Source organism: Ruegeria sp. AH3, assembly GCF_056536265.1.
The window spans coordinates 2834819-2861223 of record NZ_JBQFJL010000001.1 but is presented as its reverse complement, the minus strand read 5'-3'; the positions used below and the strand labels follow the sequence as shown (position 1 = coordinate 2861223).

The window sequence follows — 26405 nt, the reverse complement described above, 5'->3', positions numbered from 1 at the left end:
GAAACACTCCTCACTTACCCAGACAGAAACTGGCGAATATCTCATCCAGAAGAGTTTCGACATCGATTCTTCCCACCAGCGATTCAAGTGCACGAATGGCAGTTCGCAGCTCTTCTGCTGCTATATCATACATATCGGGACCTGATTCCAGAACCGCCTGCGCGGCGTTCAATGCCTCACTTGCCCTTATCATCGCAATTCGATGCCTTTCGCGTGTCGCAATACCATGACTGGTAGTTCGGTCACTCAAGACACGCGAAATGTTGTCTATGAGCCTATCGATCCCCTGCCCGGTTTTACCCGAGATTCCGTCTTCGGAATCGTCGCGCAGATCAGATTTTGGCAGAACATGGATATCACCCTTCTGCATATCAACACCCAAGGAGTCTGGATTGTCAGTCAGAAACACACGTAAATCGGCAGCATCCGCACGGCTGCGCGCCAGTTCAATCCCGAGGTTTTCGACATGATCCTCAGTCTCTCTCAAACCGGCCGTGTCCAACAATGTGACGGGCAAGCCTGCGAGATCCATTCGTACCTCGATCACATCTCGCGTTGTGCCTGCGTATTCCGAGGTGATTGCTGCCTCTCGACCCGCCAAAGCATTCAGCAACGTTGACTTCCCGGCATTCGGAAGACCAACAATCGCAACCTCAAATCCAGTACGGATCCGCTCAGCAATCTGTACGCCATTGGCCTCACGAGTCAGATCAGCCTTTACACCAGAAATCAGGCTCCGGACTTCGGGCGTTACATCTGTCGGTACTTCTTCATCTGCGAAATCAATCACAGCTTCCAGCAATGACGCCGCCCGGATCAGATCCCGCCGCCAAACCTCAGCCAGGGAACCAAGCGCGCCGGCCAGAATGGTTTGAGCCTGTTTACGCTGCGCTTCGGTTTCAGCGTCGATCAAATCGGCAAGCCCTTCGACCTGAGCCAAATCCATCTTGCCATTTTCCAAGGCTCGACGCGTGAACTCACCCGGCTCCGCTAGACGCAATCCATCCAAGTCAGACAGGCAACGCAGAACTGCATTGACCGAGGCGGTACTGCCGTGAATCTGCAACTCAACCACGTCTTCACCTGTGAAACTAGCCGGGGCCTGAAAGGTCAGCACCAACCCGTCATCCAGGCGCGCGCCATCTGGCGTGCACAATGTGCGCAGATGCATCCCGCGTGGGGGTAGCCCGCCCCCGGCCAACGTGTTCGCGGCCTCATGGGCATCAGGCCCCGAAAGGCGAATGACCGCTACACCTGCTTTGCCCTGGGCGCTGGCCAGGGCGAATATCGTATCCATGGATAGCCCCCGCGACAGTGCCGGTTCGGCGTCAGGTGTTCATTGAATCGAAGAATTCCGAATTCGTCTTGGTCTGTTTCAACTTGGACAGAAGGAACTCGATCGCATCGGTCGTGCCCATCGGATTGAGGATGCGGCGCAGAACGAAGGTCTTGGCCAGATCCCCCTTGTCGACCAGCAGGTCCTCTTTCCGGGTACCGGATTTGAGGATGTCGATTGCCGGGAACACGCGCTTGTCTGCAATCTTGCGATCCAGAACGATTTCCGAGTTACCCGTGCCTTTGAATTCTTCGAAGATCACCTCGTCCATCCGGCTGCCGGTATCGATCAGCGCCGTGGCGATGATGGTCAGCGAGCCACCCTCTTCAATGTTCCGGGCAGCACCGAAGAAACGCTTGGGCCGTTGCAACGCGTTTGCGTCCACACCACCGGTCAGAACTTTACCCGAGGACGGAACCACTGTGTTAAACGCCCTACCAAGTCTTGTGATCGAGTCGAGAAGAATAACAACATCTCGTTTATGCTCGACCAGACGCTTGGCTTTTTCGATCACCATCTCAGACACAGCCACGTGGCGAGTCGCCGGTTCATCGAAGGTCGAAGATACAACCTCACCCTTTACCGAGCGCTGCATGTCCGTCACCTCTTCAGGGCGTTCGTCGATCAGCAACACGATCAGGTAACACTCTGGATGGTTCTGTTCGATCGAATGCGCGATGTTCTGCAGGATCACGGTTTTACCGGTCCGCGGCGGGGCCACGATCAGCGAACGCTGACCTTTACCGATGGGCGAGACTAGGTCGATCACACGGGCCGACTTGTCCTTGATGGTCGGATCTTCGATCTCCATCTTCAAACGCTCTTCGGGATACAGCGGCGTCAGGTTGTCGAACAGGATCTTATGCTTGGCCTTGTCCGGATCTTCGAAGTTGATCTTGGTGACCTTTGTCAGAGCAAAGTACCGCTCGTTCTCATCCGGTGCCTTGATCTCGCCCTCAACCGTATCCCCGGTGCGCAACGAGTGCTGGCGGATCATCTCCGGAGAGACATAGATGTCATCAGGACCCGGCAGATAGTTCGCCTCGGGCGAGCGCAGGAAGCCAAAGCCATCCTGCAGGACTTCCAGCACACCATCGCCACCAACGGTCCAACCCTCATCCGCGCGCTCGCGCAGAATCTGGAACATCATCTCGCCTTTACGCATGGTCGAGGCGTTTTCGATCTCCAGCTCTTCGGCCATCGCCAGAAGGTCTTTGGGACTTTTGGCTTTCAGGTCAGCCAGATTCAGGGCGTCAGTTGTCATGATATATACCTTCACCGCTGATCATGCGGCACGAAGTGGAATTTCAGTACGGAAGATACGCCGCCCGGACGGGCGTGTTGTGATCTACATATGCGTCCGGACGAGCGGAGTCAAATAGGCGCTCAGAACTTCACTACGACCGCCAGAACGATGGCAACCATCAGAACAGTCGGAACCTCATTCATCATGCGATACTGCCGCCCTGTGAGCTTATTTCGGCCCTCTGCGAAGTCTTTGCGCCGTGCCATCAGCCAATGATGGAACCAGGTCATCCCGATCACCGCCGCGCCCTTGATCCAGGGCCAGCTCCAATCCCAGCCAACGATGCCCGGGGTGAACACCATGATCAAGCCACAGACCCAGGCCACGATCATTGCAGGGCGCATGATCACCCGCAGCAGTTTCTCTTCCATTTCAAAGAAAATCTGTTCTGCCCCGTCGACCGCTTGCGCCTTTTCAACGTGATAGACGAACAACCTGGGCAGATAAAACAAACCGGCCATCCATGAAATCACGGCCATGATATGCAGTGACTTCACCCACGGATATATCGTGAAAAGAAGATCGGTCATTTTGGCTCCGAACGTTGCTCGGAACTCTCCCTAATAAAAAAATAAGAAAAGAAAAAGGATGATGGTTTTGTAGGGTGCGTAAAATCCGTGGATTACTTTTTTACCCATGGGTTTTCCCCAGGTGGATGAATTCTTCCGGTACGCAAGCGATTCTGTTGGCGAAATAGAAAAACTTTATATTTCATATAGTTAATAGGTATCTTTGTTCGTACTTCTGGGGATAACTCTCAGAGTAAGTTGGGACATAACGGTTATCCTGCCAATCTGAGTTATCCTTACCCAGATTGGATGGTGTTCGAACGACTCGGGGAAGTTTTGCACCAAAATCCCGGGCTTGCGTGTCAACCGGAAAACCATACAAACCATTCAGGAACGCTCAACGATTTACACAGGTGGTTTTCCACATGTCTGTCCCCATTCTGCTGGCCTCAGGTTCGGCCATCCGGGCGCAGTTGCTGCGCAACGCGGGTGTGCCCTTTGACGTGCAGACCGCACGCGTGGATGAGGATACCGCCAAGCAAGCGCTGTTGGCGGAGGGTGCATCGCCGCGCGATATCGCCGATACGCTGGCTGAGATGAAAGCACGCAAGGTCAGTGACAAGAACCCCGGTGCGATGGTGCTGGGTTGCGATCAGGTGCTGGATTTCGACGGGCAGTTGCTGTCGAAACCTCAAAGCCTCGAAGAGGCGCTGGCGCAGTTGAAGGCGATGCGGGGTAAACGGCATATACTGCTTTCTGCCGCTGTGATCTATCAGGACGGTGAACCGATCTGGCGGCATGTCGGGCAGGTGCGGTTACGGATGCGGATGAGCTCGGATGCTTATCTGCGCGACTATATCGACCGGAACTGGGACAGCATTCGCCACGCGGTTGGGGCTTATAAGCTGGAGGAAGAAGGCGTGCGATTGTTTGCGACCATTGACGGAGACTATTTTAACGTCTTGGGTATGCCCCTGCTCGAGCTGTTGAATTTCCTGGCAATCAAAGGTGTGATTGAACAATGACCAAGACCCGCATTCCCTTGGCCGGGGTGATCGGACACCCGATTGCGCATTCGAAATCTCCCGTTTTGCATGGGCATTGGCTGAAATCCTACGGGTTGGCTGGGCATTATATTCCAATGGATGTCGCCCCGGCGGATTTGGAACAGGTTCTGCGCACGCTGCCAAAGGCAGGCTTTGTTGGTGCCAACGTCACCGTCCCGCATAAAGAGGCCGCGCTGAGGGTGGCCGATCACGTCTCGGATCGCGCCTCGGTAATCGGGGCGGCAAATACGCTGGTGTTCCGCGAGGATGGCTCTATCCATGCAGACAACACCGATGGTTATGGGTTCATGCAAAATCTGCGCAGCGGCGCGCCGGACTGGGTGCCGGGTGATGGCCCGGCAGTGGTCTTCGGGGCCGGAGGGGCCGCGCGTGCGGTCCTGCAGGCGTTGGCCGAGGCCGGTGTCCCTGAAATCTTGCTGACCAATCGCACGCGCACGCGCGCGGATCACCTGAAAGAAGAGTTCGGCCAGCGCATTACAGTGATCGACTGGGTACAGGCCGGCAATGTGATCGAAACCGCTGAACTGGTGGTCAACACGACCTCGCTGGGGATGCAGGGCCAGCCGGAGCTGCGTGTGCCGCTGGATGGGCTGCAACCCGGAGCCGTGGTCACCGATCTGGTTTATGCACCGCTGAAAACCCGGCTGCTACAGACCGCGGAAGAGGCCGGATGCACCACTGTCGATGGCCTTGGAATGCTGTTGCATCAGGCGGTTCCCGGTTTTGAGCGCTGGTTCGGTATCCGCCCCGAGGTGGACGAGGATCTGCGCGCGGCAGTGCTGGCATGAGTTTCGCGCTGGGCCTGACCGGTTCCATTGGGATGGGCAAAAGCACTACGGCGCAGATGTTCGTGGATGAAGGCTGTGCGCTGTGGGACGCGGATGCGGCGGTGCATCGGCTGTATTCCAAGGGGGGCACAGCGGTCGAACCAATGCGCGCGGCTTTCCCTGAGGCTGTTATTGATGACGCGGTTAGCCGTGATGCGTTGAAGCGGATCATTGCAGGGGACGCAACCGCCTTGAAACGGATCGAAGCGATTGTGCATCCACTGGTCGCTGCGGATCGGGCGGCGTTTCGGGACTCGGCGACAGCTGATATTTTGGTCTTCGACATTCCATTGCTGTTTGAAACCGGAGGTGACGCAGCAATGGATGCTGTTGCCTGCGTATCGATCTCGGCAGAGGAACAAAAGCGTCGGGTGATGGGACGTGGTACGATGACCGAGGCGCAGTTTGAGCAGATCCGCTCCAAGCAAATGCCGAATGAAGAGAAATGCGTGCGGTCGGATTATGTGATTGTGACGGATACGCTGGACCATGCCCGCGCGCAGGTGCAGGATGTGGTCAGGCAGATACGGGCGGGGATGGCAGATGCGTGAGATTGTACTCGATACTGAAACCACAGGGTTCGATCCCGAAAGCGGTGACCGGATCGTCGAGATTGGTGCGGTTGAGCTGTGGAACCACGTCGCCACGGGCGAGACCTATCACGTCTATATCAACCCCGAACGGTCGATGCCCGACGAGGCATTCGGCGTACACGGTATCGGCCCCGACCTGCTGGAAAACCCACGCCCGCCTGAAAAGGGTGAGGTAACGCTGAAGGACAAGCCAGTCTTCGCAAAAGTAGGCCAGAGTTTCCGCGATTTTGTGGGCGACGCCAAGCTGGTAATTCACAACGCTTCGTTCGACATGAAGTTCCTGAATGCGGAACTCAAGTGGATGGGCGTGCCGCTGATCCCGATGGATCAGGCAATCGATACGCTTGCTATTGCACGCAAGCGGTTTCCGGGATCGCCAGCTTCGCTGGATGCATTGTGCCGCCGGTTTGGCATCGATAACTCGAACCGGGTTTTGCACGGCGCGCTGCTCGACTCGGAAATTCTGGCCGAGGTTTATCTGGAGCTGATCGGTGGAAGACAGCCCGATTTCGGCTTGGCCTCGGCGGCCTCAAACGCAGCTGGTGGGGCGGATGAATGGCGCCCGACCGCGCGCCCGACGGCATTGCCGTCCCGCATCACAGAAGACGAGCGCGCAGCGCATCAACAATTTATAGAGAAACTGGGCGAGAACGCCCTGTGGACCCGCGCCTGACCCAAGCCACGCGCGGGTCAGATACTTATGCGTCAGCTTGTTGTGCCTGAGCAGCAGCCTGACGGCGTGCCAGCTCATTGCGGTACAGCGCGACGAAATCGATATTGTCCAGATTGACCGGTGGATAGCCACCGTCGCGGGTGATGTCGCTGACGATGCGGCGCAGGAACGGGAACAGCATGCGCGGGCACTCGATCATCAGGAACGGGTGCAGCTGGTCCTCGGGCACGCCTTCCACATGGAACAGACCGCAATAGTCGAGCTCACACAGGAACAGAACGTCTTCCATGCCTTTGGCTTTTGATGTCAGTTTCAGCTTGATCGAAACTTCAAACTGGTGATCTGCCGGGCGTTTCTTGGCGTCCAGGTTCACCTGAACCGAAATCTCGGGCTGTACATCGCCCGAAACGCCCTTCTGCGCCATCACGTTTTCAAAGGACAGATCGCGAATGAACTGTCCCAGAACGCGCATCTGGATTTGCGGGGCGGCCTGGGCCGCTGTGTTTTCTGTGGCGTCTTCGTCGGCCATGGATCTACTCCGAAAATGAAATTCGCCACTGCTTAGCAAGTTGGGCGGGGTAGCTCAATGCTGGTGCGGCCCTTCCACCCATTTCGAGGGCTTTGAGGGCTCCTGACGTGGTCGAACCTCGGTAAACTCTCCGTCAATCACATCGTCCTGATCAAACGGGTTTGGCCCAGACCGGAATTGCGTGCCGGTACCCATCTGGAAATGTGTGATGGTGGCCTTGGACTTGAGATAGCGAAACACCGCCACCCGGATGCCGGGAACAAGCAAAGCAAAGCCAATGGCATCAGTGAAAAACCCCGGCGTCAGCAACAACACGCCGGACAACAGGATCATCGCCCCGTGGGCCAACGGCTCAGTCGGGTCGTCCAGTTCAGCGAAGGACCGCTGCAGATTGGCCAGCGCCATGCGACCTTGTGTCCGCACCAATATAGTGCCCAAAACGGCGGTCAGGACCACGATTGCAAGCGTCGGCCACAGTCCGATCAGGCCGCCAACCTGTATGAACAGGGCAATCTCGATGATCGGAACCAATAAAAAAGCCAAGAACAAGTACATTTGCGGTATCCTTTAGCATGTGTCGGGCTGTGGACTTGCCCCCAACTGTCACCTACATAGTGGCAGAGGGCTGCGTATACAAAGCCCGGGTTCTGAAATGAGGACGAAATGAACTCACCCCTGATCCAGCTTCTGGTGCTGGCCGGAATTGCCATTTTCCTGATCCTGCGCTTGAAAAGCGTTTTGGGAACGCGGGAAGGTTTTGAAAAACCACCCCTTCAGCAGCAGCCTGACACCAATGGCGCGCGCCGTGATTTCGAGGTGATCGAAGGCGGCCCGGATCATGACATTACCGACCATGTTGCGGAAGACAGCGAGCAGGCGCAAACCCTGGCCGCGATGAAGCGGGTCGAGCCCAGCTTTTCCGTCAGCGAATTCGTGCAGGGTGCACGTGGTGCCTATGAGATGATCGTGATGGGGTTCGAAAAGGGCAATCTGGACGAAATCCAGCCTTTCCTGTCCGAAGAGGTGTTTGACACCTTTGTTTCGGTGGTCGCTGACCGTGAAGACAAGGGTCTCACCATCGAAGCCGAGTTTATCGGCGTGCGTGAGACTACTTTGGCCGATGCGAAATTCGACAAGGATTCCAATCAGGCTGAAATTACCATGCGCTTTGTGGGTGAGCTGACCTCGGTCGTACGTGATCGCGGTGGCGACATCATCGAAGGCAATCCCAACACCGTCAAACGTCAAAAGGACAGCTGGACCTTTGCCCGCGTCATGGGCTCGGACGATCCGAACTGGCTGCTTGTCGCCACGGACGCATGATTGCAGCGCTCCGGTCGCTTTTTCTGGGGGTCGCCATGACCACTGCCAGCGCCGCCGGAGCCGAGGCGACGCGATCCATCCTGTCATTCGATGACCTCGATGGTTGGGCCGCCGACGATCACGGGGCGGCCCTTTCGGTTTTTCTGAACACTTGCGGCGATCTGGATGATCCAGATTGGCAGGCGCTGTGCGGCGTGGCGCAGACTTATGAACCAGAGGCAGCGCGCGCCTTCTTCGAGTTGTTCTTTCGCCCCGTTCTGGTGGAAGATGGCGATGATGCTCTGTTCACCGGATATTTCGAACCCGAACTGGACGGCTCGAAAACCCCGACCGACACATACCGCTATCCACTCTACCGAATGCCACCCGAGGCGCGCGGGGCAGGCCAATGGCTCAGCCGCCGTGACCTGCTGACCGGAGAGGTCATGCAAGGCCGCGGCCTTGAGATCGCGTGGGTCGATGACCCGGTTGAGCTGTTCTTTCTGCAAATTCAGGGCTCGGGCCGTATTCGCTTGCCCGATGGCGGTGCGATGCGGGTTGGGTATGGCGGCGCGAACGGGCATCCCTATCGCTCGATCGGGGCAGAACTGGTCCGGCGTGGCGCGTTGGGCGCGCATCAGGTGAGTGCGCAGATGATCCGGGCCTGGGTGCGCAAGAACCCCGAAGCCGGGGCTGAACTGCTGTTTCACAACCCCTCTTATGTGTTCTTCCGGGAGGTGACGCGGGTCGCGCCCGAGTTTGGTCCGCTGGGCGCAATGAACCGTTCGGTCACGACTATGCGCAGTATCGCAGCTGATCCGGCCTATACCCCTTTGGGCGCACCGGTCTGGGTTGAGAAGGATGGTCGGGACCCATTGCGACGGTTGATGATCGCGCAGGATACGGGATCGGCCATCAAAGGTGCCCAGCGGGCAGATATCTTCTTTGGCACCGGCGATGAGGCCGGTCAGGCTGCCGGACGTCTGAAGGATCCCGGCCGAATGGTGGTATTGCTGCCGATCCAGCGGGCCTATGCGATGTTACCGGATGAATTCTGATGACACGGCGCAAACTCACCTCGGATGAGATCGAGCTGTGGCGCAAGGTTGCCAAACAGGCCGAGCGGTTGCACCCCGAACTGCCGCAAACCGTTCACCCCGTTACCCTGCCCAAACCCAAGCCAACCAAAACACCAAAAGCACGGATCGAGACGTTTGAACTTGGTCAGACGGCTGCTGCGAAACCCGCGCGACACAACCTGAAACCTTCGGTCACCGAAGGGCTGCGCGCCAGTCCCGTGCAGATGGACACCAAGGCGTTTGGCCGGATGAAGCGGGGTAAGCTGAAACCCGAAGGCAAGCTCGACCTGCACGGAATGCGGGTGGATACGGCCCATCCGGCATTGATCAGGTTCGTCCTGACCGCACAGTCGCAGGGAAAACGTCTGGTACTGGTGGTTACGGGCAAGGGTAAGGACCGCGACGAACCCGGCCCGATCCCGACGCCGCGCGGGGTGCTGCGCAATCAGGTGCCGCAATGGTTGTCTCTGCCACCGCTATCACAGGCGGTGCTGCAGGTGACACCGGCCCATATCAGCCATGGCGGCGACGGGGCCTATTACGTGTATCTCAGGCGCGTGCGCTGAGTGACACGTCACGGCGCACTGATCTGCGCCTCACCTGACTCGCTCAATACGATTTCGGTCGCGCCGGTTGGGTTGCGGGCGCTTGCAGGCGCAATCACATCAAGCCCGCGCTGTTCGGTTCCAAACGTGTTACTGACGCGGCGGGCCGACCCTATGATGGCAAGTAACGCCGGAGAGGTCGCTGCCACGAAATGCGAGGATTCCGCATCGCTGTTGAATGCGGTCGTATCGATGATGTTGATCTTGTAGTCGGACAGCGCTTCGGTGGAGCTGATATTGCCCAGCCGTTCACCCTTGGTCGTGCCACGCAGCCTGGCTGAAATATTCAGCAGCTTGTCCTTTTGCGAAACCATTACGATGAACGGATCGGGCGGCGTTCTGATCGTATCCATTTGCGAACGGAACAGGTCCACATCCAGATCGGGCGAGATCAGAACGACCCCTTCAAGATTGCGGTTGGACCAACCGGGTTCGCGCAATTCGGCCTGGCGCATCATTTCCATCGTCAACGCGGTTCCCATGGAATGCGCCACCAGAACCACGCGCCGGACACCGATGGATTTCAAATGGCGGACGGTTTGTTCCAGCCCGTCACGCGCGAACAGCATACTGTCCAGATCATAGGCATAGCCATAACCTGTGGCCTGGCTCGGCCAGGAATAGACCATGGTTGCGCCCGGAATCTCAAGATCGCGCCTTAGCTGAGCAGCACGAAACGCGGTTTCCGCCTGGGTCGTGTTGTAGCCATGAATGAAGATCGACACTTCATCCATGCCGTGCAGGCGGGATCTCAGATCGGTTGGTCCCTGCAATTCTTCCACGCCCGCCATGACGAATTGCTTTTTCGGGTTTGGATTGGCGTAGGAAAAATCCAATGTCCCCGGCGTATGGTTTGGTGGGATCGAAACTGTCATTTCGAGAAACTGCAACGTCTCACCTCGTCGAAATCCGTAAGAGCCATCAGGCTCGCGCGCACGGGTTGTTGTCGCATAGATGGTTTCCGGCGTGCCGACGCCTAGCGCTGAGGGCACGGTTTCAGATATCGTGCGGTCGACACATGCGGTCAGCGTCACCGCCATTGATGCAATCAAGATATAATGAAGCACGATAACAGCCCTTGGGATTCCTTCCCCAAAGCTAACGGATTCCCGCCCTGCGTCCAGCGCCACAGGGCAGCAATAGCGGCGAAAACCGGCCTGTCCGTGTTACAGAACGTAACGGCTGAGATCGGTTGATTTGGTCAACTCGCCCAGATTGTCCTCAACGAACTGCGCATTCACCGTGATCTCGGCCCCAGCCTGATCGGGTGCGTTGAACGAGAGCTCCTCGAACACGCGCTCCATCACAGTATAAAGGCGCCGTGCACCGATATTCTCGACGCTTTGGTTGACGTCTGCCGCGATGCGGGCCAGAGCGGCGATGCCGTTTTCGGTAAAGCTGACGGTGACCTCTTCGGTGCCCATCAGGGCGGTGTATTGACGGGTCAGGGCGTTGTCCGTCTCGGTCAGGATGCGCACGAAATCCTCTTCGGTCAGTGCGCGCAGTTCGACGCGGATCGGCAGGCGGCCCTGCAGTTCCGGCAACAGGTCCGACGGCTTGGCGATGTGGAAGGCGCCTGAGGCGATGAACAGGATGTGGTCGGTTTTCACCGGGCCATGTTTGGTGCTGACGGTGGTCCCCTCGATCAGCGGCAGCAGGTCGCGCTGCACCCCTTCCCGGCTGACATCGCCGCCGCGCGCGTCCGAACGGGCGCAAACCTTGTCGATCTCGTCCAGGAAGACGATGCCGTTCTGTTCCACCGACTCCAGCGCCACGCGGCTGACGGTTTCATCATCCAGCAACTTGTCAGCCTCTTCCCCGATCAGCGCATCATAGCTTTCTGCAACGGTCATGCGTTTCTTGACGGTACGCCCGCCGAACGCCTTGCCAAAAATATCGCCCAGATTCATCATGCCCATCTGGCCTCCGGGCTGGCCGGGAATGTCGAACATCGGCATCGGGTTGGAAGTATCCGACAGTTCCAGCTCGATCACAGTATCGTCCAGCTCTCCTGCTTTCAGTTTCTTGCGGAACATATCGCGCGTCCCTTCACGGGCGTCTTCGCCAGCAATTGCAGCGATCACGCGATCTTCGGCAGCCTGATGGGCGCGCGCTTTGACGTCTTCACGCATGTATTCTCGGGTCTGGATGATCGCCGCATCGGCCAGATCGCGCACGATCTGCTCCACATCACGGCCCACGTAACCAACCTCGGTAAACTTGGTGGCCTCGACCTTGATGAAGGGCGCGCGGGCAAGTTTGGCCAGACGGCGGCTGATCTCGGTCTTGCCCACGCCGGTGGGTCCGATCATCAGAATATTTTTTGGATAAACTTCATCGCGGATGTCATCCGCCAGCTGCTTGCGCCGCCAGCGATTGCGCAGCGCCACGGCCACGGCGCGTTTTGCGTCTTTCTGCCCGATGATAAAGCGGTCCAGTTCCGAGACGATCTCGCGCGGGGTCAGGTCGGTCATGTCAATTCTATCCGTCTGTTTCGCAGCGGAACCTAATCATGCGGCGCGAAAACACAAGCCGATCACGAAAAACTCACGTCCAACACACGGAGATTCGTATTGATGTGAATCGCCGGACGCCTAGCGGCTGCCGCATAGTTCCTTGCGTCGGGCAAGACTGCCTGCGTTAATCAATGGAGATACCTCATCATGATGACTCGTCGTTCGCTTTTTGTGAAAGCTGCCGCCACCGGTGCGGCGCTGACCTTGGCCAGCACCGGTGCCGCGTTGGCTGGTGGTGCCAAAAAGAAGGGGTCGTTCGAAGGCCGCTCGAACCATATCACAACCGGTTCAGTGAAACTGGTCAAAGATGGCGAACGTTACATTGTTGAGCTGGGTGACGATTTCTCGCTGGATGGCGGCCCCGATCCGCGCGTGGCCTTCGGCAAAGACGGTACCTATGCTCCTGACAGCAAGCTGGGTGCGCTGCTGAACCTGACCGGCAAGCAATCCTACGCCGTGCCGCCTACTATGGATGTGTCGGGCTATAACGAAGTGTACATCTGGTGCGAAGTTGCCGGTGTGCCGCTGGGCGTTGCATCGCTGAAGTAAACGTCATGGTCAGAGGCTGGCATTCCGGCCTCTGACACGCCGTTAGGTAACCAAGCCGCACTCTGATACACTCGCCCCAAGGCATTGGAACCGGGGGCGTTTTTATGACCAAAATTGCCAAGATCACCTTGTTGTTCGTGGTGTTTGTCGACCTGATCGGGCAGGGGTTGGTCTTTCCCATTATCAACTCTCTGATCATGGAGACGAAATCCGGTTTTCTGCCGGAAGGCACGCCCGAAGGTCGGCGGCATTTCTACTACGGCCTGGTGATCGGTTGTTTCTTCCTGTCCTGGTTTCTGGGTGTTGTCTATGTCTCAAAAGTCTCGGATTCGATCGGACGTAAGAATGCCCTGCTGGTCTGTCTGGGCGGTGCGCTTGCCGGATACGCCATCACCATTGCCGCGCTGTTCATGAACAGCCTGCTGTTGCTGATCATCGGGCGGTCAATCACAGGGTTCACTGCAGGAAACCAGCCCATCGCGCAGGCGGCGATGATTGACGGCAGCACCGATGCGGCCGACCGGGACCGCAACATGGGTTACATTGTGACCGGCGTCAGCTTTGGCCTTGTTGGCGGCCCGATTATCGGAGCGGTTCTGTCAGACGCCGCCCTTCTGGGCAGCTATGCCACCCTGAAAACACCGTTCTACGGCGCTTTCGTTCTGGTGCTGGTCGCCATCTTCCTTGTGACGACCTTCTTCAAGGATACCCGGACTGAGCGTGCACCCTTTGTTTTCCGGCCCCGTGACATCACCGACAGTCTTATTGCCGTGCGCGGTCATCCGATGGTTCTGAAAATCCTGCCGGTTTACTCGTTCTTCATGATCGCCAACGTGACATTCTATGTCTTCGTCGACAATTTCCTGACCAGCGCCTTTGGTTACGGCGTGATCGGAGGCAGCATGGCCATGGTTGTCATCGGCTTTGCGCTGGCCTTTTCAAGCACCTTCCTTGTCAAACCCGCACAGGAACGATTCAGCAAGCATTCGATCATCTATACATCGCTGATCGTGATGATCATTTGTGGCATCGCTTTTGCCTTCAGCCCCAATGGGGTCTTCAGCTATGTGCCGGTCTTCCTCTTCTATTTCCTGTTTGGTGTCGCCTACCCGACCATGCTGGGCCTGTTCTCCTCCAGCGTCAGCGAGGCGGATCAAGGCTGGGTCATGGGTGTGACCACCGCAGTCTTCTGTCTGGCGGGCGGTGTAATGTCTCTGATCGGGGGCGGATTGATGAGCATCGATATCCGCGTGCCCTACTACATCGTGGTTGTCGCCGCGATCTGCGGGCTGATCGGCATGCACCGACGCTGGAAAGGTAAAGAGATCAAGGCGCTCTTAGCCTGAGATCGTCTCGACCGTCAGATTGCCATTGGTATAGACGCAGATATCAGCAGCAATCGCCATCGCTTCGCGCGCGACCTGTTCGGCCTCTTTGTCGCTGTCCATCATTGCGCGCGCTGCGGCCAGCGCAAAGTTTCCACCCGATCCGATGGCGGCCACGTTATGCTCAGGCTCAAGCACATCCCCTGCCCCGGTGATGACCAGCAGGTCCTTGCCGTCGGTGACGATCAGCATCGCTTCAAGCTTTTGCAGATACTTGTCGGTGCGCCAGTCCTTGGCCAGCTCGACCGAAGCACGGGCCAGTTGGCCGGGCGTCGCTTCCAGCTTGGCCTCCAGCCGTTCCAGCAGGGTAAATGCATCCGCGGTCGATCCGGCAAAACCTGCCACAACCTCAAATCCGCCCGGCGACAGGCGGCGCACCTTGCGGGCGGTGCCCTTGATCACGGTCTGGCCCAGGCTGACCTGCCCGTCCCCGGCAATGACAACCTGCCCGCCCTTCTTGACGCCAATAATGGTCGTGCCGTGCCATCCGGGAAAATCGCTGTCTGCCATGGAAGCCTCCGTTTTCTCTGGCGTTCTATATGGGCCGCACGCGTCGGCGGCGCAACCGTTCTTAAACCGCTCAAAAGATATGCAATAGGCGCAAACCGGGACTGTTGAGTCAGCATTTGTGAGACTCAGTTGCCCGAGTTACATCAGCCTCACAACCGACAACGGGTCGGCTGTTTCTGTTATAAGGAATACGCACATGGCTAACGCAATCGCAAAAACCCATGCGCCGCTCGGAGCAGTCACCATCCTGCACGCAGTGGACGCAATCTTCCATCGCCTTGAAGACGTTGTCGAATGGCACCAATCGCGCAAGACGCGCAAGGAATTGTCACGCCTGACTAACGCTCAGCTGGATGATATCGGTCTGAGCCGCGGCGACATCGCCAAGTTCTGATCTGGCTTCAAACGGAAGCACAAGACAAGCCGCTCGACCGAGCGGCTTTTTCTTTGTCATCTCAGTACGTATTTTCCCGCCTGCGACGGTACAAAGGCCTCGATCGCGGCGGTTGCAACCACGTGGCGGGTGCCCGCTGCGTCATCCAACACATCCTGTCCGCCCGGAACCGCGAGCACTTCGGCGCGCCCCCTTGGCAGGTCCGCGGCGACAAGAGCGCAATCCACCTTGTCTGGGCGCTGGACGCCGATCGTCACCTTCACACGCATTTCATTGTGATCAATTCCCAGAGTCGAGAATAACGTGATTGAAGAATGGTGCAGCGCGTCCTGCACCGCGCGCCGGGCCGCCTTGGTATAATCCTGACCATACAGGTCGTTCCCCATACCCATTTCCAGAATGATGCGCTGTTCTTTCATCACGCGCCCTCCATATCGAACGAGACCGCAAGGGCAGCGTTGGCAATGACTGTGCGTCCCACACCGTCCGGCTTGTCGATATCCAGGCCGCCTTTGGTGACAGAGATATTTGGCGTCCCATAAGGGAATATAGCCTCAAGCTTGCCGATCTCGACCTGTTCAGGCTGCTGCACTCCGATCTCGACATCGATGATCATGGCTTCTTTTGGAAACCCAAACAGATCTGCCATGTTGATCGAGTTGTGCCACAGCGCATCCTTGATCGCACGCAGCGCCGCCTCGGTATAGTCGATACGCCGCAATGATGTGCCCATCCCGAATTCCACAAGCACCCGTGTCTTGGCCATCCGTCCTTCTCCGATATCTCAACAAAAAAGGCGCCCGATTACAGGCGCCTTTCATCGTATACTGATCACATCGGATCAGATCGATTCATCAATCCAGCTTTGCAGCGCGGCCTTGGGTGCGGCGCCAGCGCGGTTTGATACAACCTGACCGTCCTTGAAGATGAACAGCGCCGGAATGCCACGCACGCCCATGGCGGCGGCTGAGTTCGGGTTGCTGTCCACATCAACCTTGGCGATCTTCACCTTGCCGCCGTATTCCGTGGCCAGCTCTTCCAGAGCGGGGCCAATCTGCTTACAGGGTCCGCACCATTCGGCCCAGAAATCCACCACAACGGGGATGTCAGAGTTCTTGACTTCGGCGTCAAAGGTATCGTCGGTAACGGCAACGGTCGACATATTCTGTCTCCTGAATGGGGAATGCTTGGGCACAGAACCTAGGTGCCGCATTGAGGGAGGTCAAGATATCGAGTGGTGTGCCAGAGCATCTGTCACAAGATCGTGTGGCAACCACATAAGCTGCGCGCTGCGGGTCCAGAGGATCGCAGTCCGGATCCGGCGATCAGGGTAAATCTGCGCCAGCGCATGAGCATAGGCCCCCATCTGGCGCAACAGCCCGTCCGGACAGGTGCCAGCGCTGTCTGGAACAGTGGCATTTGATTTGAAATCAATCGCATGGATTTCGGTATCAGAGATAATCAATCGGTCGATGACGCCATGCATGCGGGTGCCATTCAGATCAGCAGAGATCGGAACCTCGGCCAGCGCCTCCGGCGCAAAAACCGCTTTCAGGTGATCCGCAGCCAGTACCGTTTCCGCCTCGTGAAACAGCTCTTGCCGATCCGCCTCGTGCATATCGGGTAGTAACTGGGTGCAAAGCTGTGGCCATTGGCCGCTGTCAACAGTGGGCAAGTGTTCGAGCAGCAGATGCAGGCGCGTTCCACGCAATTTCGCGGCCTCTTCATCCTGTCCGGCATCGCCGGGCAGCGCCTTTGCACCGCCTAGATCGGAAGGGCTGAGCGTTTCCGCAGGCGTGGGCGGTTCCTTTGCCATGTTGTGGAACATCTCGGGAAGGGTTTGGTCTTCGGGCATCTGGGTACGATGCTCAATCAAAGGCAACGCTTCCCAATCGCCATGCTCCAGTCGTTGCGTCTGCGTTCCGGGTATTTGCGTCGCGCCGGCACGGGTCATTGCGGCTTCAACCATCTGATACCAGCTGGTGCCGTCCTTGCCGACATCTCCCGCAGCAGCCACGATCAACCACTTTTCCGCTCGTGTTAGAGCCACATATAGCAGGCGAAGCCGTTCATTTTCCTCTCGTTGACGGGCCTCTTCCCGCGCCGTTGCGACAAGGGCGGGCGATGCATCGGACGGCACTTTCCACATTGGTGTCTCTCCGGCCATCATGATCTCGGCATCGCGCGGAGGTTGCCGTTTGCCCGTATCCGGTAGGATCACGATCGGTGCTTCCAGCCCTTTTGAGCCATGCACGGTCATCACCCGGATCATGTTGCCGACACCGCTCATCTGTCGTTTGATCTCAAGATCATCGGTCTGCATCCAGACCAGGAACCCGGTCAGGCTGGGGATATCCGTACGTTCATAGGCCAGCGCTTGTGACAGCAACGCATTGATCCCATCCTCAGCCTCGGCCCCCAACCGACCGAGCAGCTTCCTTCGTCCGTCATGTCGGGTCAGAATCCGTTCGATCAGATCATAGGGGCGCAGAAAGTCGGTCTGCCCGCGCAGGTCATTCAGGATGACGAGTGTCTCGGGGAATTCTTCGGCTCGCTTGCGCAGTGCGGCCCACAGGAACCCCTCGTCCCGTCTGTGCGCCAGATCGAATAGTTGCTGTTCTGACCATCCGAACAGAGGCGATTTCAGCACGGTCGCCAGCGACAGGCTATCTTCGGGCGTGGCCAGAAAACTCAGCAGCGCGGCGAGGTCCTTGACCGCGAGTTCGGCACCGACTTTGAGACGGTCAGCGCCTGCGATGGGCAGATCTGCCGCTTTGCAAGCGCGAATGATTTCGGCAAACAGGTCCGAGCGGCGCTGAACCAGAATGAGGAAATCCCCTGGCTGCACCTTGCGGCGTACAAAATTGCCGGGTGTGTCGCCATCTTCCGGAATGGTCTCTTCGTTGTCGATCAAGTCTTTAATCGACTTTGCCACCTGCTCGGCCAGAACCACAGTATGGTGTCGCGCGCCGGGTCGATCTACGGGGTCGGTCCAGTCGCCTTCCTCGTCTTCTTCGACCTTTTCAACCACGGGCCACAGGTCGACGCGACCCGGAAGATCACCCTTGAACGCGCGGTGCAGCGCGTCTTTGTGAAACCCGGCCTCAGCGCTGTTTTCGAACAGAATATCCACCAATCCGAGGATCGCGCTGGACGATCGGAACGAATACTCCAACGTCGAATCCCACAGTTTAGAGCCTGATTCTTGCAGTTTTCTCCCAAACTCGGCCTGCATCTGATCGAAAGCCTGTGGATCGGCACCCTGGAAGGAGTAGATTGACTGTTTCTTATCCCCAACGACGAAGATCGTACGTTCAATCCCGGAGCGGGCCCCCTCCCCGCTGGTGAATTCCTGCGCCAGTTTTTCGATCACGTCCCACTGATCCGGGCTGGTATCTTGCGCCTCGTCCACAAGAATGTGGTCGATGCCACCGTCGAGGCGGTACAGAACCCATTCCGCCACCGTCGGGTCGTTCAGAACCTGCCGTGCGCGCAGGATCAGGTCGTCGAAATCAAGCCAGCCGCGCAGCTGTTTGCGCCGCTCGTATTCCGGTAGGAAGGCCGCGGCAAAGCGGTGTAAAACAAGGGTTTTCTGCGCTGCAACCAGCGCCAACCGTTGTTCTCGCGCAGCTTCGACGCGCAGCATCAGCGCTTCCAGCTGTGGCATACGATCCGCCAGCACGCCTTCGCGCAGCGCTTTGGTAGGAAAACTGTTGATCTTGGCAGAGAACGGCTCCTTTGCGCCTTTGCCGGTCAGCAGCACGTTTTCCAGCAGCGGCAAGTGACTAAGCCGGGCGTCGGAGAACGCGGCCAGTTTGTCGGCAGCCTTTGCATTGTTACCGCCGCTTTCGGTCAGCGCGGGCAGCATGGATTGGATCAGCTCAACCTCACCACCCAGATAAACCCGGCCCAGCAGCGCATTTTCGTCAAAACCTGCAGGCAGTTCAAACAGTTGCAGCACATCATCCCACTGCAATGATTGTGCAAAGTGGCTGCGTTTCTGTGTGACAGCGGCAGTCAGTTTTTCGAAGCCGGTATCGGTGACGAACCGGGCGACATCTTCGATCAAAGCAGCCTGCGGACCCTCGGCAAAGTCCTCGACAATCTCTTCGCGCAGCAAGGCAGCGGCGCGGTCCTCCATCTCGGCGAATTGCGGGCTGACCCCGGCCTCAAGCGGAAACCGCCGCAGCAGCGAGGCGCAGAATGAGTGGATGGTCTGGATCTTCAATCCGCCCGGTGTCTCGATGGCGCGGGCGAAAAGGGTCCGCGCTTGCGCCAGACGGTCTGGATCAATCGCACCAGTCACGCCGAGTTCGAGCAACTCGCCCTCAAGGTCGCTGTTGTCTAGCATCGCCCACTTACCCAGTCGTTTGAACAGCCGGTTCTGCATCTCGCTCGCGGCAGCTTTGGTGTAGGTCAGGCACAGAATATGCTGCGGCTGCACCCCATCCAACAACAACCGCGCCACCCGGTCGGTCAGAACCCGTGTCTTGCCCGAACCCGCATTTGCAGCAAGCCAGGTCGATGCATCCGGGCGGGCGGCCTGCACCTGCCGCTCGGTGGCGTCGTTGCGCGGGCTCATCTCAGGTCCTCCGGGCAGGTGTCGGCTGAACGGTCCCATTCGCCAAACCGGGCCAGATGATCATAATCACCGGTATCGGTATCCTTGTGCAGCATTCGACGAGAGGTGAAGCCCTGATCAGGCTCTAAATAAGTGGAAATGAGCTGTTTGAGTTCGGCCAGAACCTTGTCTGCCGGCTCTTTCGACAGCGGAGCATCCACCTCTTTATACGCGCCACCCATGCCAATGAAGACAGCTTGGGCCACCGGCAGCGGATCGAATCCTTCAATCCCGCCTTGCTCGGCAATCGCGGCTTCGATCAGGAGTTGTTTGTCGAACTTGGCCTGCTGGCTTTCAGACGGAGGCACGCCGGTCTTGTAGTCGATGATCCGCATCGCGCCGCGGCTGTTCAGATCGATCCGGTCAGCGCGGCCCGAGATGGTGAAGTCCAACGGCGCAAGCGCCAGTTTCATCATCACTTCAAAGGCCACAGGTCCACCATCGCCGCGACGCGAGCTTTCGGCGGCCAGAAAACTGTCGGTGATCCGTTCAAGCCGCGCGAGCCAGAGTTTTCGCGCCGTGGGCCAGGCGACGTGGTTTTCCAGAAGTGCCTCGGCGCGTTTCAGGAAGTTTTCGCGTGTCAGCAGGGCCGGGTCCAGCACGCTGTCACGTACGAACTGCTCCAGTACCTCGTGAATCACGATCCCACGTAGCAGGGCGTCGGGCGCGCGGACCAGAGGGTCCAACGGTTTCAGACGCAGAACGTGGCGGGCGTAGATCGCATAGGGATCGCGGATCAGGCGCTTGATCTCGGTGACGCTCAGGCGTCGGGGCCTGGATGCCACGGGGGGCCGTGGCGAGGGCCGATGTGCCGCGTCGATCCGGGGAGCATGTTCCAGCGCCTCAGCCCAGCCCAGCAACTTGGCCCCTCGTGCACGCATAGCTTCAAGGGCGTCGGTGCCGCCTTGGTCCTGCAAGCCCTGTAACAGGTTCGTCAGACGGTTGAGCCATCGCGACGGGACAGTTTCCGCGTCATCCGAACGGGTGGAGCGGGACAGGACCACTTCGGTCGCTCCCACCGCCTGTTGAAAGTCGTGGGCCGACAAACCGATACGGCGTTCGGGCAGCAGCAATCCCGCAGCATTGCGCATCTGCCGGTTCAGCCAAGGGTCAGGCGCAGTGGCTTCGGGCCAGCTTCCCTCATTGAGGCCGCCAAGGATCAGCAGATCAGCGCCCTGAACCCGTGCCTCAAGGGTGCCCCAGATCATCAGATGCGGATGGGGCGCATCGCGATCACGCACCTCTTCGCCTGCCAGCAATGCACCCAGTAAATCTGCAAAATCATGCGCCGTCATCGCGCCGCCATGCTGCGCCTCAGAGTCCAGAGCAGCCATCACCGCCAGCGCTTTTTGACCGGCGTTTTTGTCCCAAAGCGTGCCGGTCTCACCATTTGATCCGGCTGAGATCGCCTCGACCAACTCGCGCAAATGGGCAACCCAATCGGTCAGTGGGCGCTCTGCAGGGCTGTATTGGTCGCAGAAAGACTGGATCACCCAGCGGACCCAGTCCTCGGGCGCTTCTGCACGGATGGCAAAGGCGGTCAGGCTGGCGCTGTCGGGAAAAGGCGGGCCGTGGCGGCGCAGGTCGAGCTCCAGATCGCGGGTACGCAGCAGGTGCGCGCCGCGATCCGCCCCATCATGGCAGAGCGGATGCTTGAGCAGGGTCAGCAGTGCCTCGGCATCCAGCCGACGGGCAAACAGGCCCGCCACGTGGCGCAGGAACCGCCCCGGAGGCGACAATTGCAGCGGCAGGCCCGCGCTGTCATCAGGCAGGATGTTCCAGCGATCCAGCGCAGCGCTGACCTGACGGGTCAGCATCCGATCGGGCGTGATCAGGGCGGCGGTCTGGCCGGTCTCGGCGGCTTGGCGCAAACGCAGGGCTATCGCCAATGCTTCGGCCCGGGGCGAAGTGGCCTCGATCAGCGTCACGTCTTTGGTTGCGCCCTGCAGATTGGTCAGGTTTGGACCTTCGGACATCCATGCATCGGTGACCGGGGCAGGGCGTAAGGCAAGCGAAATCAGCTTGTTACGTGCGGGCGAGGGGGGCTGTTCCTCTGTCCAGGGGTGAATCTGATCGGGTGTCAGATCAAGTTCGTGCATCAGCTTGCGAAAGCGGTATTGCGGATGATCTTCCGAGGTCAGAGCGTCATCGAGATTACGCCAAACCTGCCTTGGCTGGTCGAAATCATAGCCGGGCAGCACCAGCGCCCCTTGTGGCAGGCGCGCGATAGCTTGCATCAGCATCATTGTTGTGCCGCGCGATCCGGTAGAGCCGGCAAGGATGATCGGGTGGCCTGGAGGGGCCTCTTGCCAACGTGTGATCAGTGTCTCGACCACGCGCCGTTGCCGCGCCTGCGGGTCCATAGCGCCATCGCCTGCGTGCATGAAATGATCCGCGATACCGATGAAGGCCTGCGCGCGCGCCCAGTGGCCGGACATATCGCTGACATCCAGATTGCGGATCGCGTCGGGAGGAACGCCTTCGCCCTGCATCTCATCAATCAGCGCCGCCAGACTGTCGGACAAATCGAACAATGACGACCGCGCCGCCAGATCGGGCTGCTGATCCAGCAGCTTGGCGATCAGCTGAGTCAGTTCCAGCCGTCGCCGTAGCGGTGGAATTGCGGGCGGCACCTGCGCCAGATTGGCGCCTTCGCCCAGATCGGTGACCAGAGACAGCTTTGGCAGCAGGCAAGGTGGCCCCTGATCGAACAGCTCTCGCACGCGTCGCGCCATGCGGCGCGTGTTGACTACCAGCTGAACCCGCGCCAGTGCTTCGGGCGGGTGTGTTTCGAACCGTTTGCGCAGCCCGTCGACCAGCACACGGGGGAAGTCTGCACCCGGCGGGACGGCAAAGACCCGCGGCTGGAGGCTGGGCTCAAACATCGGCGATCAGACCTTCGGCGAGTGCGACCCCTTCGGGTCGGCCAACGTCGCACCAGCGACCGGGGTAGGACAACGCAAACAGGCGGCGGTCCTCCAGCATCCGATCCCACAGGAGATTCAACGAGAACACATCCTCGGCAACATCGTGCAGGCCTTCGGTTTTTAGAATTTGTGCCCCGCCATAGACCAGACCGGCGCCGCGGGTGATCCGACCGGTGTTGTCTTGCGCGAAATCACCCGGTCCTGAATGCCCAAGTGTTTGGCTTGTCGGGATGCACATGAGCAGCGCATCCATTTGGTCGGGGTCCCACCGCTCTTGCAGCATTTGCAACGGGTTGGGCCCGGCCCAGATCGCATCACTGTTGAGTGTAAACACCGGATCCGGCCCGAGCATTGGCAAAGCGGCCTTTAACCCACCTCCGGTTTCCAGAATCTTTGGTACTTCGTGTGATAGCAATACCCCTTTTGGGTCCAGATGCCTTGTCAACTGATCCGCGTGATAATGCGTATTGGCCACGACCCGCAAAGGCTGCAGCGGAGTGATCAGGTCCAGCGCGTGGTCGATCAGAGGCCGCCCGGCCACCTCAATCAGAGGTTTGGGACGGTTCTTGGTCAGCGCACCCATACGCGTGCCGAAACCGGCGGCAAACAACATTGCAGCCTTTGGTGCACGGGTCATTGCGACCTCAGCTTTGCAAGATTTTCAGGGCTGGGCGGGGGCAGGGCATCGCGCAGCAGATCGGCCACCGAAACAAGCGCCGGATGTTCCAGATCGCGCATCAGATGGGCCCAAGCGGCAGGGATCAGATCGACATAATGCGGCTTGCCATAGTCCGTCGCCAGCCGTGCGAACCCACCCAGGATGCGCAGGTTCCGCTGCGCACCCAACACTGCATAGGCGGTGCGAAAATCGTGACCATCGACACCAGTCGCCGAGATATAGCGGTCGATCATCCGCATCTCGATCCCGGCGGGTACATTGCGGCGCACGTCCTGCAGCAGGGACATCAGATCATAGGCGGGATGACCCAGCATCGCGCTTTGAAAGTCCAGCAGGCCGACTCGCGCGATCCCCTCGCGTTCGGGCAGCCAGATCAGGTTCTCGGCGTGATAGTCGCGTTGCACCACCACCCGCGCGCCGCCGGTTTCCCGGTGCAGGATATCGGCAAAGCGCAGCTCGAACCGCGTGCGCGCCTCGGCATCATGCGCGCCAAGAACGCCTTGCGCGTATTTGGTGAAAGACAATGCCGAAAATTCGGTCATCAGGGCGGGGTCGTAGCTGTCCAGTGACAGTGTCGGCCCGGCGTGCAGGTGCACCAGAACGTCCGTCGCCGCATCATAAAGCGTCCGCTCTTGCGATGGGTCGTCATCAAGCACGCGGGCAAACAGCGCATCGCCCAGATCTTCGAGCAACAGGAACCCGTATTCGGTATCTTCGGCGTAGATCTCCGGTGCGCTCAGGCCGAGCGATCGCAGGTAGTTTGCCATGCGCACAAAGGATTCAACATCTTCACCCTTGTCAGGCGGGGCATCCATCAACACGGCGGTCTGCCCTGTTGTGGGATCGGTTAAGCGTTCGTATCTGCGGTTCGACGCATCCCCGGCCAGAGGTGCTTGTTGCGCACCGCGCCATTTTGATTGTGCAATCAGCGCTTCGGCCAGAATCGCTCGGTTCGTCATGGGGTCTTCTCCAGCCTGGACGTCCACTTCGGGCTGGTCCAGCTCAGTTCCAGATGCCGTAGGTCCTGATCGTCCGGGTCAGTTGAGAAGCGGATCAACAGCGCCGAATGCGGTTTCAGCGTGTCCAGTTTCTCGGGCCATTCGATCAGGCAAATGCTGGTTTCGAAGGCGTCAACCAGGCCCAGCTCTTCGATCTCTTCGACCGATGAAAGGCGATAGAGATCCGAGTGCCAGACCTCACCAACCTTCGTGTCATAGACCTGTACGAGCGTGAAAGTGGGCGAAGGGACATCTTCGGGTACGGCAAGAACGGATTGTATCAAAGCTCTTGCGAAATGAGTTTTGCCGCTGCCGATTGCCCCATCCAGCAGAATGGTATCACCCGGCCGAAGTGCACCCGCCAAATTGGCGGCGAGCGAGGCTGTTTCTTCGGGGGATTTCATGGTCAGAGTCAACGGCGCAGTCATGGCGCCACAATGAACCTGCGCCCGGTCGGCTGCAACCCGGTTCAGGCACTGATTTTCTGTGGCGCAGCGCGGCTTTCCAACGCGTCAAGGGTACCGAAACGAACGATTGTTGCACCGTTCTGCATCGGGTTGATTGTGCAGGTCAGTTTGGCCCCGGTCTTCAGGGTCAGATCAGCCGACCATTCGGCACGATTCTCGCGGATGTTCACGAAATCCCGAATCTCACCCAGAACTGGCGTTGCGGTGCAATGATCCTGCCATTGGCGCGTCACTTCCAGCACTGTCGCGCAGTCCAGTCCGGCCTCTTCTACCTCGCCCCAAAGCATGTGGTAGGCAAGATTTGTGAATGCCAGTGTTCCGTCATCCGCAAAGACTGCGATGGCATCGGCAAGCTTGTCGAGGATTGACTGCATCAAGTCCATCTCGGACCGGAAACGCCGGGTCAGAGTGATTTCGGCCGTGATGTCTTCGAACAGAAAGGCAACGGCGCCGTCCGGATGTGGACGGCCGCTGACTGAATACACCGACCCAGAGGGCAGCGACCATGTCTCTTGGTAATTGCCGTCTTCCGCGGCCTCGATCAGGTCGTTCATCTGCCGACGCCAGCTGCGGTAGTTCTTGGGCTCTGGCATCATGTGCTGATCCCGCAATCGGTCAAAGAAGCTGGACAAGCCCGGTCGACAACTGAGGAAGTCTGGCGGCAGCGTAGTCAGATCGATCAGCGCAGGATTGAACAAGGCCAACTGCCGGTTCCGGTCAAAGATTGCCAGTCCGATTGACAGCTGGGCGAAGGTCTTGGTCATGGTCTGAACGAATTTGCGTTGGGCAGTTTCAGCTTCGACAATCGCATTGATATCAACCGCATAGCACAGCTGCCCCTCATCGCGGATCACGCGGGTGAGGTCGAACCAGAGCCGGGCATTGCTGTCTTTCACCGCAACAGAAACGCGGGATTTCCGGCCCAGCTGAGCATCGTCCGTAGGCGCGGGAACCAGAGGTTCGGTCAAATCCGCATCGGGGCCGCCAACCTTGCGCACCAGCGCGACATAGGCAGCATTGCACCAGCTGACTCGATTGGAGGCATCCAGCAGCCAGACCGGATAGGAGGCCTGATCCATGGCCAATCGGATCGGGTCATTCACATCCCGATGCTGAGTATGTGTCTGCCCGGTCAGGTCGCGCAGTTCGACGCGAATTATACCTTCGATCCATTCGCACTGCACCTCGCGGTCTACGGTGCAATCAATAGCGGATACCACCAGGGTGCGGTTAGTGCGCACCGTGTCGGGGGTTTCGGGAAAGGCGGGGAAATCGCGCTGCAGCAAGCGTTTGAGATCGGCCCAGGAGTTGACCGTTTCAAAGCCGTTCAGGGCGATGTCGGAATGGCTGATCAATCGGGTGCCGTCGAACAGAAACACGGTGTCAGAGCACAATCCGTAGTCGTGGCGCCGTGGTGTCGGGCGTGGCGACAGCCAACGAATGGCAAAGCCTGCAGAAACCAGACTGATCGCAGCCAATATGATCCAGTCGGCCATGGATTGCGCACCCCGATTACCTCATCCGGACCTATAT

At 58.6% G+C, this 26405-nt stretch carries 27 protein-coding genes; 10 read left to right on the top strand and 17 right to left on the bottom strand.

From position 1 onward, the window contains the following. Positions 1 to 10: 10 nt before the first annotated feature. The 3 genes from mnmE to ACR3EM_RS14365 form a co-directional block, all read right to left on the bottom strand. Positions 11 to 1297 carry a tRNA uridine-5-carboxymethylaminomethyl(34) synthesis GTPase MnmE gene (gene mnmE, locus ACR3EM_RS14375; RefSeq protein ID WP_480471332.1) on the bottom strand — a complete coding sequence of 429 codons (1287 nt, stop codon included), beginning with the start codon at positions 1295 to 1297 and terminating at the stop codon, positions 11 to 13. A 31-nt stretch (positions 1298 to 1328) separates the two neighbouring features. Continuing rightward, positions 1329 to 2600: a transcription termination factor Rho gene (gene rho, locus ACR3EM_RS14370; protein ID WP_480471331.1), complete on the bottom strand. Its 1272-nt coding sequence runs from the start codon at positions 2598 to 2600 to the stop codon at positions 1329 to 1331. Between the two features lie 122 nt (positions 2601 to 2722). Then, a complete protein-coding gene (locus tag ACR3EM_RS14365; RefSeq protein ID WP_480471330.1) occupies positions 2723 to 3172 on the bottom strand; it encodes a CopD family protein in 450 nt (149 codons plus the stop codon). Positions 3173 to 3576: 404 nt separating this feature from the next. Here ACR3EM_RS14365 and ACR3EM_RS14360 point away from each other — a divergent pair, with 404 nt between their 5' ends. The 4 genes from ACR3EM_RS14360 to dnaQ are packed head-to-tail and all read left to right on the top strand — an operon-like array spanning position 3577 to position 6311. Next, positions 3577 to 4176, top strand: a complete 600-nt coding sequence (locus tag ACR3EM_RS14360; RefSeq protein ID WP_480471329.1) for a Maf family protein — start codon at positions 3577 to 3579, stop codon at positions 4174 to 4176. Beyond that, the gene (locus ACR3EM_RS14355) at positions 4173 to 5006 is read left to right on the top strand and encodes a shikimate dehydrogenase (protein ID WP_480471328.1); all 834 of its coding nucleotides are present in this window, start codon (positions 4173 to 4175) and stop codon (positions 5004 to 5006) included. Before ACR3EM_RS14360 ends, ACR3EM_RS14355 begins: the two co-directional genes overlap by 4 nt. Continuing rightward, positions 5003 to 5596, top strand: coding sequence for a dephospho-CoA kinase (coaE, locus tag ACR3EM_RS14350; RefSeq protein ID WP_480471327.1), 594 nt, complete (start codon positions 5003 to 5005; stop codon positions 5594 to 5596). Before ACR3EM_RS14355 ends, coaE begins: the two co-directional genes overlap by 4 nt. Further along, positions 5589 to 6311 (top strand): DNA polymerase III subunit epsilon, encoded by a 723-nt coding sequence (gene dnaQ, locus ACR3EM_RS14345; protein ID WP_480471326.1) that lies wholly within the window; start codon positions 5589 to 5591, stop codon positions 6309 to 6311. Before coaE ends, dnaQ begins: the two co-directional genes overlap by 8 nt. A 25-nt stretch (positions 6312 to 6336) precedes the next feature. Here the strand turns inward: dnaQ and secB are convergent, their stop codons facing one another. Together secB and ACR3EM_RS14335 are read right to left on the bottom strand one after the other, a co-directional pair. Beyond that, the gene (secB, locus tag ACR3EM_RS14340) at positions 6337 to 6840 is read right to left on the bottom strand and encodes a protein-export chaperone SecB (protein ID WP_480471325.1); all 504 of its coding nucleotides are present in this window, start codon (positions 6838 to 6840) and stop codon (positions 6337 to 6339) included. A gap of 54 nt (positions 6841 to 6894) precedes the next feature. Next, complete coding sequence (locus ACR3EM_RS14335) at positions 6895 to 7395, bottom strand: FxsA family protein (RefSeq protein WP_480471324.1); 501 nt, start codon at positions 7393 to 7395, stop codon at positions 6895 to 6897. Between the two features lie 108 nt (positions 7396 to 7503). On the opposite strand from ACR3EM_RS14335, the gene ACR3EM_RS14330 reads away from it, so the two are divergent. Genes ACR3EM_RS14330 through ACR3EM_RS14320 form a run of 3 tightly spaced genes read left to right on the top strand, consistent with a single transcriptional unit; the run spans position 7504 to position 9787 of the window. After that, on the top strand, positions 7504 to 8163 hold the full coding sequence (locus ACR3EM_RS14330; RefSeq protein WP_480471323.1) for a Tim44/TimA family putative adaptor protein: 660 nt from the start codon (positions 7504 to 7506) through the stop codon (positions 8161 to 8163). Then, positions 8160 to 9200, top strand: a complete 1041-nt coding sequence (gene mltA / locus ACR3EM_RS14325; protein ID WP_480471322.1) for a murein transglycosylase A — start codon at positions 8160 to 8162, stop codon at positions 9198 to 9200. The genes ACR3EM_RS14330 and mltA overlap by 4 nt, the downstream gene beginning before the upstream one ends. After that, positions 9200 to 9787, top strand: coding sequence for a Smr/MutS family protein (locus tag ACR3EM_RS14320; protein WP_480471321.1), 588 nt, complete (start codon positions 9200 to 9202; stop codon positions 9785 to 9787). Before mltA ends, ACR3EM_RS14320 begins: the two co-directional genes overlap by 1 nt. An 8-nt stretch (positions 9788 to 9795) precedes the next feature. Here ACR3EM_RS14320 and ACR3EM_RS14315 read toward each other — a convergent pair whose 3' ends face one another. Both ACR3EM_RS14315 and hslU read right to left on the bottom strand, forming a co-directional pair. Then, positions 9796 to 10893, bottom strand: coding sequence for an alpha/beta hydrolase (locus ACR3EM_RS14315; protein WP_480471320.1), 1098 nt, complete (start codon positions 10891 to 10893; stop codon positions 9796 to 9798). 99 nt (positions 10894 to 10992) lie between these two features. Beyond that, the gene (gene hslU / locus ACR3EM_RS14310) at positions 10993 to 12300 is read right to left on the bottom strand and encodes an ATP-dependent protease ATPase subunit HslU (protein ID WP_480471319.1); all 1308 of its coding nucleotides are present in this window, start codon (positions 12298 to 12300) and stop codon (positions 10993 to 10995) included. Positions 12301 to 12489: 189 nt separating this feature from the next. On the opposite strand from hslU, the gene ACR3EM_RS14305 reads away from it, so the two are divergent. Continuing rightward, positions 12490 to 12891 (top strand): DM13 domain-containing protein, encoded by a 402-nt coding sequence (locus ACR3EM_RS14305; protein ID WP_480471318.1) that lies wholly within the window; start codon positions 12490 to 12492, stop codon positions 12889 to 12891. 104 nt (positions 12892 to 12995) lie between these two features. Beyond that, positions 12996 to 14237 carry an MFS transporter gene (locus ACR3EM_RS14300; RefSeq protein ID WP_480471317.1) on the top strand — a complete coding sequence of 414 codons (1242 nt, stop codon included), beginning with the start codon at positions 12996 to 12998 and terminating at the stop codon, positions 14235 to 14237. Here the strand turns inward: ACR3EM_RS14300 and hslV are convergent. After that, positions 14229 to 14786, bottom strand: a complete 558-nt coding sequence (hslV, locus tag ACR3EM_RS14295; RefSeq protein WP_170334334.1) for an ATP-dependent protease subunit HslV — start codon at positions 14784 to 14786, stop codon at positions 14229 to 14231. The two genes, ACR3EM_RS14300 and hslV, sit on opposite strands and share 9 nt — an antisense overlap. 196 nt (positions 14787 to 14982) lie before the next feature. Here hslV and ACR3EM_RS14290 point away from each other — a divergent pair, with 196 nt between their 5' ends. Then, positions 14983 to 15180 carry a DUF1127 domain-containing protein gene (locus tag ACR3EM_RS14290; RefSeq protein ID WP_480471316.1) on the top strand — a complete coding sequence of 66 codons (198 nt, stop codon included), beginning with the start codon at positions 14983 to 14985 and terminating at the stop codon, positions 15178 to 15180. A gap of 56 nt (positions 15181 to 15236) precedes the next feature. On the opposite strand, the gene ACR3EM_RS14285 is transcribed toward ACR3EM_RS14290, so the two are convergent. From ACR3EM_RS14285 to ACR3EM_RS14245, 9 genes are all read right to left on the bottom strand, one after another. Then, positions 15237 to 15599 (bottom strand): Lin0512 family protein, encoded by a 363-nt coding sequence (locus ACR3EM_RS14285; RefSeq protein WP_480471315.1) that lies wholly within the window; start codon positions 15597 to 15599, stop codon positions 15237 to 15239. Continuing rightward, complete coding sequence (locus tag ACR3EM_RS14280) at positions 15599 to 15946, bottom strand: Lin0512 family protein (protein ID WP_480471314.1); 348 nt, start codon at positions 15944 to 15946, stop codon at positions 15599 to 15601. Before ACR3EM_RS14280 ends, ACR3EM_RS14285 begins: the two co-directional genes overlap by 1 nt. A 75-nt stretch (positions 15947 to 16021) precedes the next feature. Beyond that, entirely contained in the window at positions 16022 to 16342 is a 321-nt protein-coding gene (gene trxA, locus ACR3EM_RS14275; RefSeq protein ID WP_480471313.1) for a thioredoxin, read from the bottom strand. Positions 16343 to 16402: 60 nt separating this feature from the next. Continuing rightward, positions 16403 to 19762 (bottom strand): double-strand break repair helicase AddA, encoded by a 3360-nt coding sequence (gene addA / locus ACR3EM_RS14270; RefSeq protein ID WP_480471312.1) that lies wholly within the window; start codon positions 19760 to 19762, stop codon positions 16403 to 16405. After that, entirely contained in the window at positions 19759 to 22686 is a 2928-nt protein-coding gene (addB, locus tag ACR3EM_RS14265) for a double-strand break repair protein AddB (protein WP_480471311.1), read from the bottom strand. The genes addA and addB overlap by 4 nt, the downstream gene beginning before the upstream one ends. After that, on the bottom strand, positions 22679 to 23365 hold the full coding sequence (locus ACR3EM_RS14260) for a nucleotidyltransferase family protein (RefSeq protein ID WP_480471310.1): 687 nt from the start codon (positions 23363 to 23365) through the stop codon (positions 22679 to 22681). Before ACR3EM_RS14260 ends, addB begins: the two co-directional genes overlap by 8 nt. Continuing rightward, on the bottom strand, positions 23362 to 24366 hold the full coding sequence (locus tag ACR3EM_RS14255) for an aminoglycoside phosphotransferase family protein (RefSeq protein WP_480471309.1): 1005 nt from the start codon (positions 24364 to 24366) through the stop codon (positions 23362 to 23364). The genes ACR3EM_RS14260 and ACR3EM_RS14255 overlap by 4 nt, the downstream gene beginning before the upstream one ends. Next, the gene (tsaE, locus tag ACR3EM_RS14250; RefSeq protein ID WP_480471308.1) at positions 24363 to 24833 is read right to left on the bottom strand and encodes a tRNA (adenosine(37)-N6)-threonylcarbamoyltransferase complex ATPase subunit type 1 TsaE; all 471 of its coding nucleotides are present in this window, start codon (positions 24831 to 24833) and stop codon (positions 24363 to 24365) included. The genes ACR3EM_RS14255 and tsaE overlap by 4 nt, the downstream gene beginning before the upstream one ends. 41 nt (positions 24834 to 24874) lie before the next feature. Further along, positions 24875 to 26368 (bottom strand): PAS-domain containing protein, encoded by a 1494-nt coding sequence (locus ACR3EM_RS14245; RefSeq protein ID WP_480471307.1) that lies wholly within the window; start codon positions 26366 to 26368, stop codon positions 24875 to 24877. Positions 26369 to 26405: the final 37 nt, after the last annotated feature.

What these genes read in the sequence shown, in the direction of transcription:
- addB (WP_480471311.1), bottom strand. Translation starts at nt 22,686, where the DNA reads ATGTTTGAGCCCAGCCTCCAGCCGCGGGTCTTTGCCGTCCCGCCGGGT.
- dnaQ (WP_480471326.1), top strand. Translation starts at nt 5,589, where the DNA reads ATGCGTGAGATTGTACTCGATACTGAAACCACAGGGTTCGATCCCGAA.
- mltA (WP_480471322.1), top strand. Translation starts at nt 8,160, where the DNA reads ATGATTGCAGCGCTCCGGTCGCTTTTTCTGGGGGTCGCCATGACCACT.
- rho (WP_480471331.1), bottom strand. Translation starts at nt 2,600, where the DNA reads ATGACAACTGACGCCCTGAATCTGGCTGACCTGAAAGCCAAAAGTCCC.
- ACR3EM_RS14360 (WP_480471329.1), top strand. Translation starts at nt 3,577, where the DNA reads ATGTCTGTCCCCATTCTGCTGGCCTCAGGTTCGGCCATCCGGGCGCAG.
- ACR3EM_RS14285 (WP_480471315.1), bottom strand. Translation starts at nt 15,599, where the DNA reads ATGAAAGAACAGCGCATCATTCTGGAAATGGGTATGGGGAACGACCTG.
- ACR3EM_RS14255 (WP_480471309.1), bottom strand. Translation starts at nt 24,366, where the DNA reads ATGACGAACCGAGCGATTCTGGCCGAAGCGCTGATTGCACAATCAAAA.
- hslU (WP_480471319.1), bottom strand. Translation starts at nt 12,300, where the DNA reads ATGACCGACCTGACCCCGCGCGAGATCGTCTCGGAACTGGACCGCTTT.
- coaE (WP_480471327.1), top strand. Translation starts at nt 5,003, where the DNA reads ATGAGTTTCGCGCTGGGCCTGACCGGTTCCATTGGGATGGGCAAAAGC.
- trxA (WP_480471313.1), bottom strand. Translation starts at nt 16,342, where the DNA reads ATGTCGACCGTTGCCGTTACCGACGATACCTTTGACGCCGAAGTCAAG.
- ACR3EM_RS14245 (WP_480471307.1), bottom strand. Translation starts at nt 26,368, where the DNA reads ATGGCCGACTGGATCATATTGGCTGCGATCAGTCTGGTTTCTGCAGGC.
- ACR3EM_RS14365 (WP_480471330.1), bottom strand. Translation starts at nt 3,172, where the DNA reads ATGACCGATCTTCTTTTCACGATATATCCGTGGGTGAAGTCACTGCAT.
- ACR3EM_RS14355 (WP_480471328.1), top strand. Translation starts at nt 4,173, where the DNA reads ATGACCAAGACCCGCATTCCCTTGGCCGGGGTGATCGGACACCCGATT.
- hslV (WP_170334334.1), bottom strand. Translation starts at nt 14,786, where the DNA reads ATGGCAGACAGCGATTTTCCCGGATGGCACGGCACGACCATTATTGGC.
- ACR3EM_RS14335 (WP_480471324.1), bottom strand. Translation starts at nt 7,395, where the DNA reads ATGTACTTGTTCTTGGCTTTTTTATTGGTTCCGATCATCGAGATTGCC.
- tsaE (WP_480471308.1), bottom strand. Translation starts at nt 24,833, where the DNA reads ATGACTGCGCCGTTGACTCTGACCATGAAATCCCCCGAAGAAACAGCC.
- mnmE (WP_480471332.1), bottom strand. Translation starts at nt 1,297, where the DNA reads ATGGATACGATATTCGCCCTGGCCAGCGCCCAGGGCAAAGCAGGTGTA.
- ACR3EM_RS14305 (WP_480471318.1), top strand. Translation starts at nt 12,490, where the DNA reads ATGATGACTCGTCGTTCGCTTTTTGTGAAAGCTGCCGCCACCGGTGCG.
- addA (WP_480471312.1), bottom strand. Translation starts at nt 19,762, where the DNA reads ATGAGCCCGCGCAACGACGCCACCGAGCGGCAGGTGCAGGCCGCCCGC.
- ACR3EM_RS14330 (WP_480471323.1), top strand. Translation starts at nt 7,504, where the DNA reads ATGAACTCACCCCTGATCCAGCTTCTGGTGCTGGCCGGAATTGCCATT.
- ACR3EM_RS14280 (WP_480471314.1), bottom strand. Translation starts at nt 15,946, where the DNA reads ATGGCCAAGACACGGGTGCTTGTGGAATTCGGGATGGGCACATCATTG.
- ACR3EM_RS14320 (WP_480471321.1), top strand. Translation starts at nt 9,200, where the DNA reads ATGACACGGCGCAAACTCACCTCGGATGAGATCGAGCTGTGGCGCAAG.
- ACR3EM_RS14290 (WP_480471316.1), top strand. Translation starts at nt 14,983, where the DNA reads ATGGCTAACGCAATCGCAAAAACCCATGCGCCGCTCGGAGCAGTCACC.
- ACR3EM_RS14300 (WP_480471317.1), top strand. Translation starts at nt 12,996, where the DNA reads ATGACCAAAATTGCCAAGATCACCTTGTTGTTCGTGGTGTTTGTCGAC.
- ACR3EM_RS14260 (WP_480471310.1), bottom strand. Translation starts at nt 23,365, where the DNA reads ATGACCCGTGCACCAAAGGCTGCAATGTTGTTTGCCGCCGGTTTCGGC.
- secB (WP_480471325.1), bottom strand. Translation starts at nt 6,840, where the DNA reads ATGGCCGACGAAGACGCCACAGAAAACACAGCGGCCCAGGCCGCCCCG.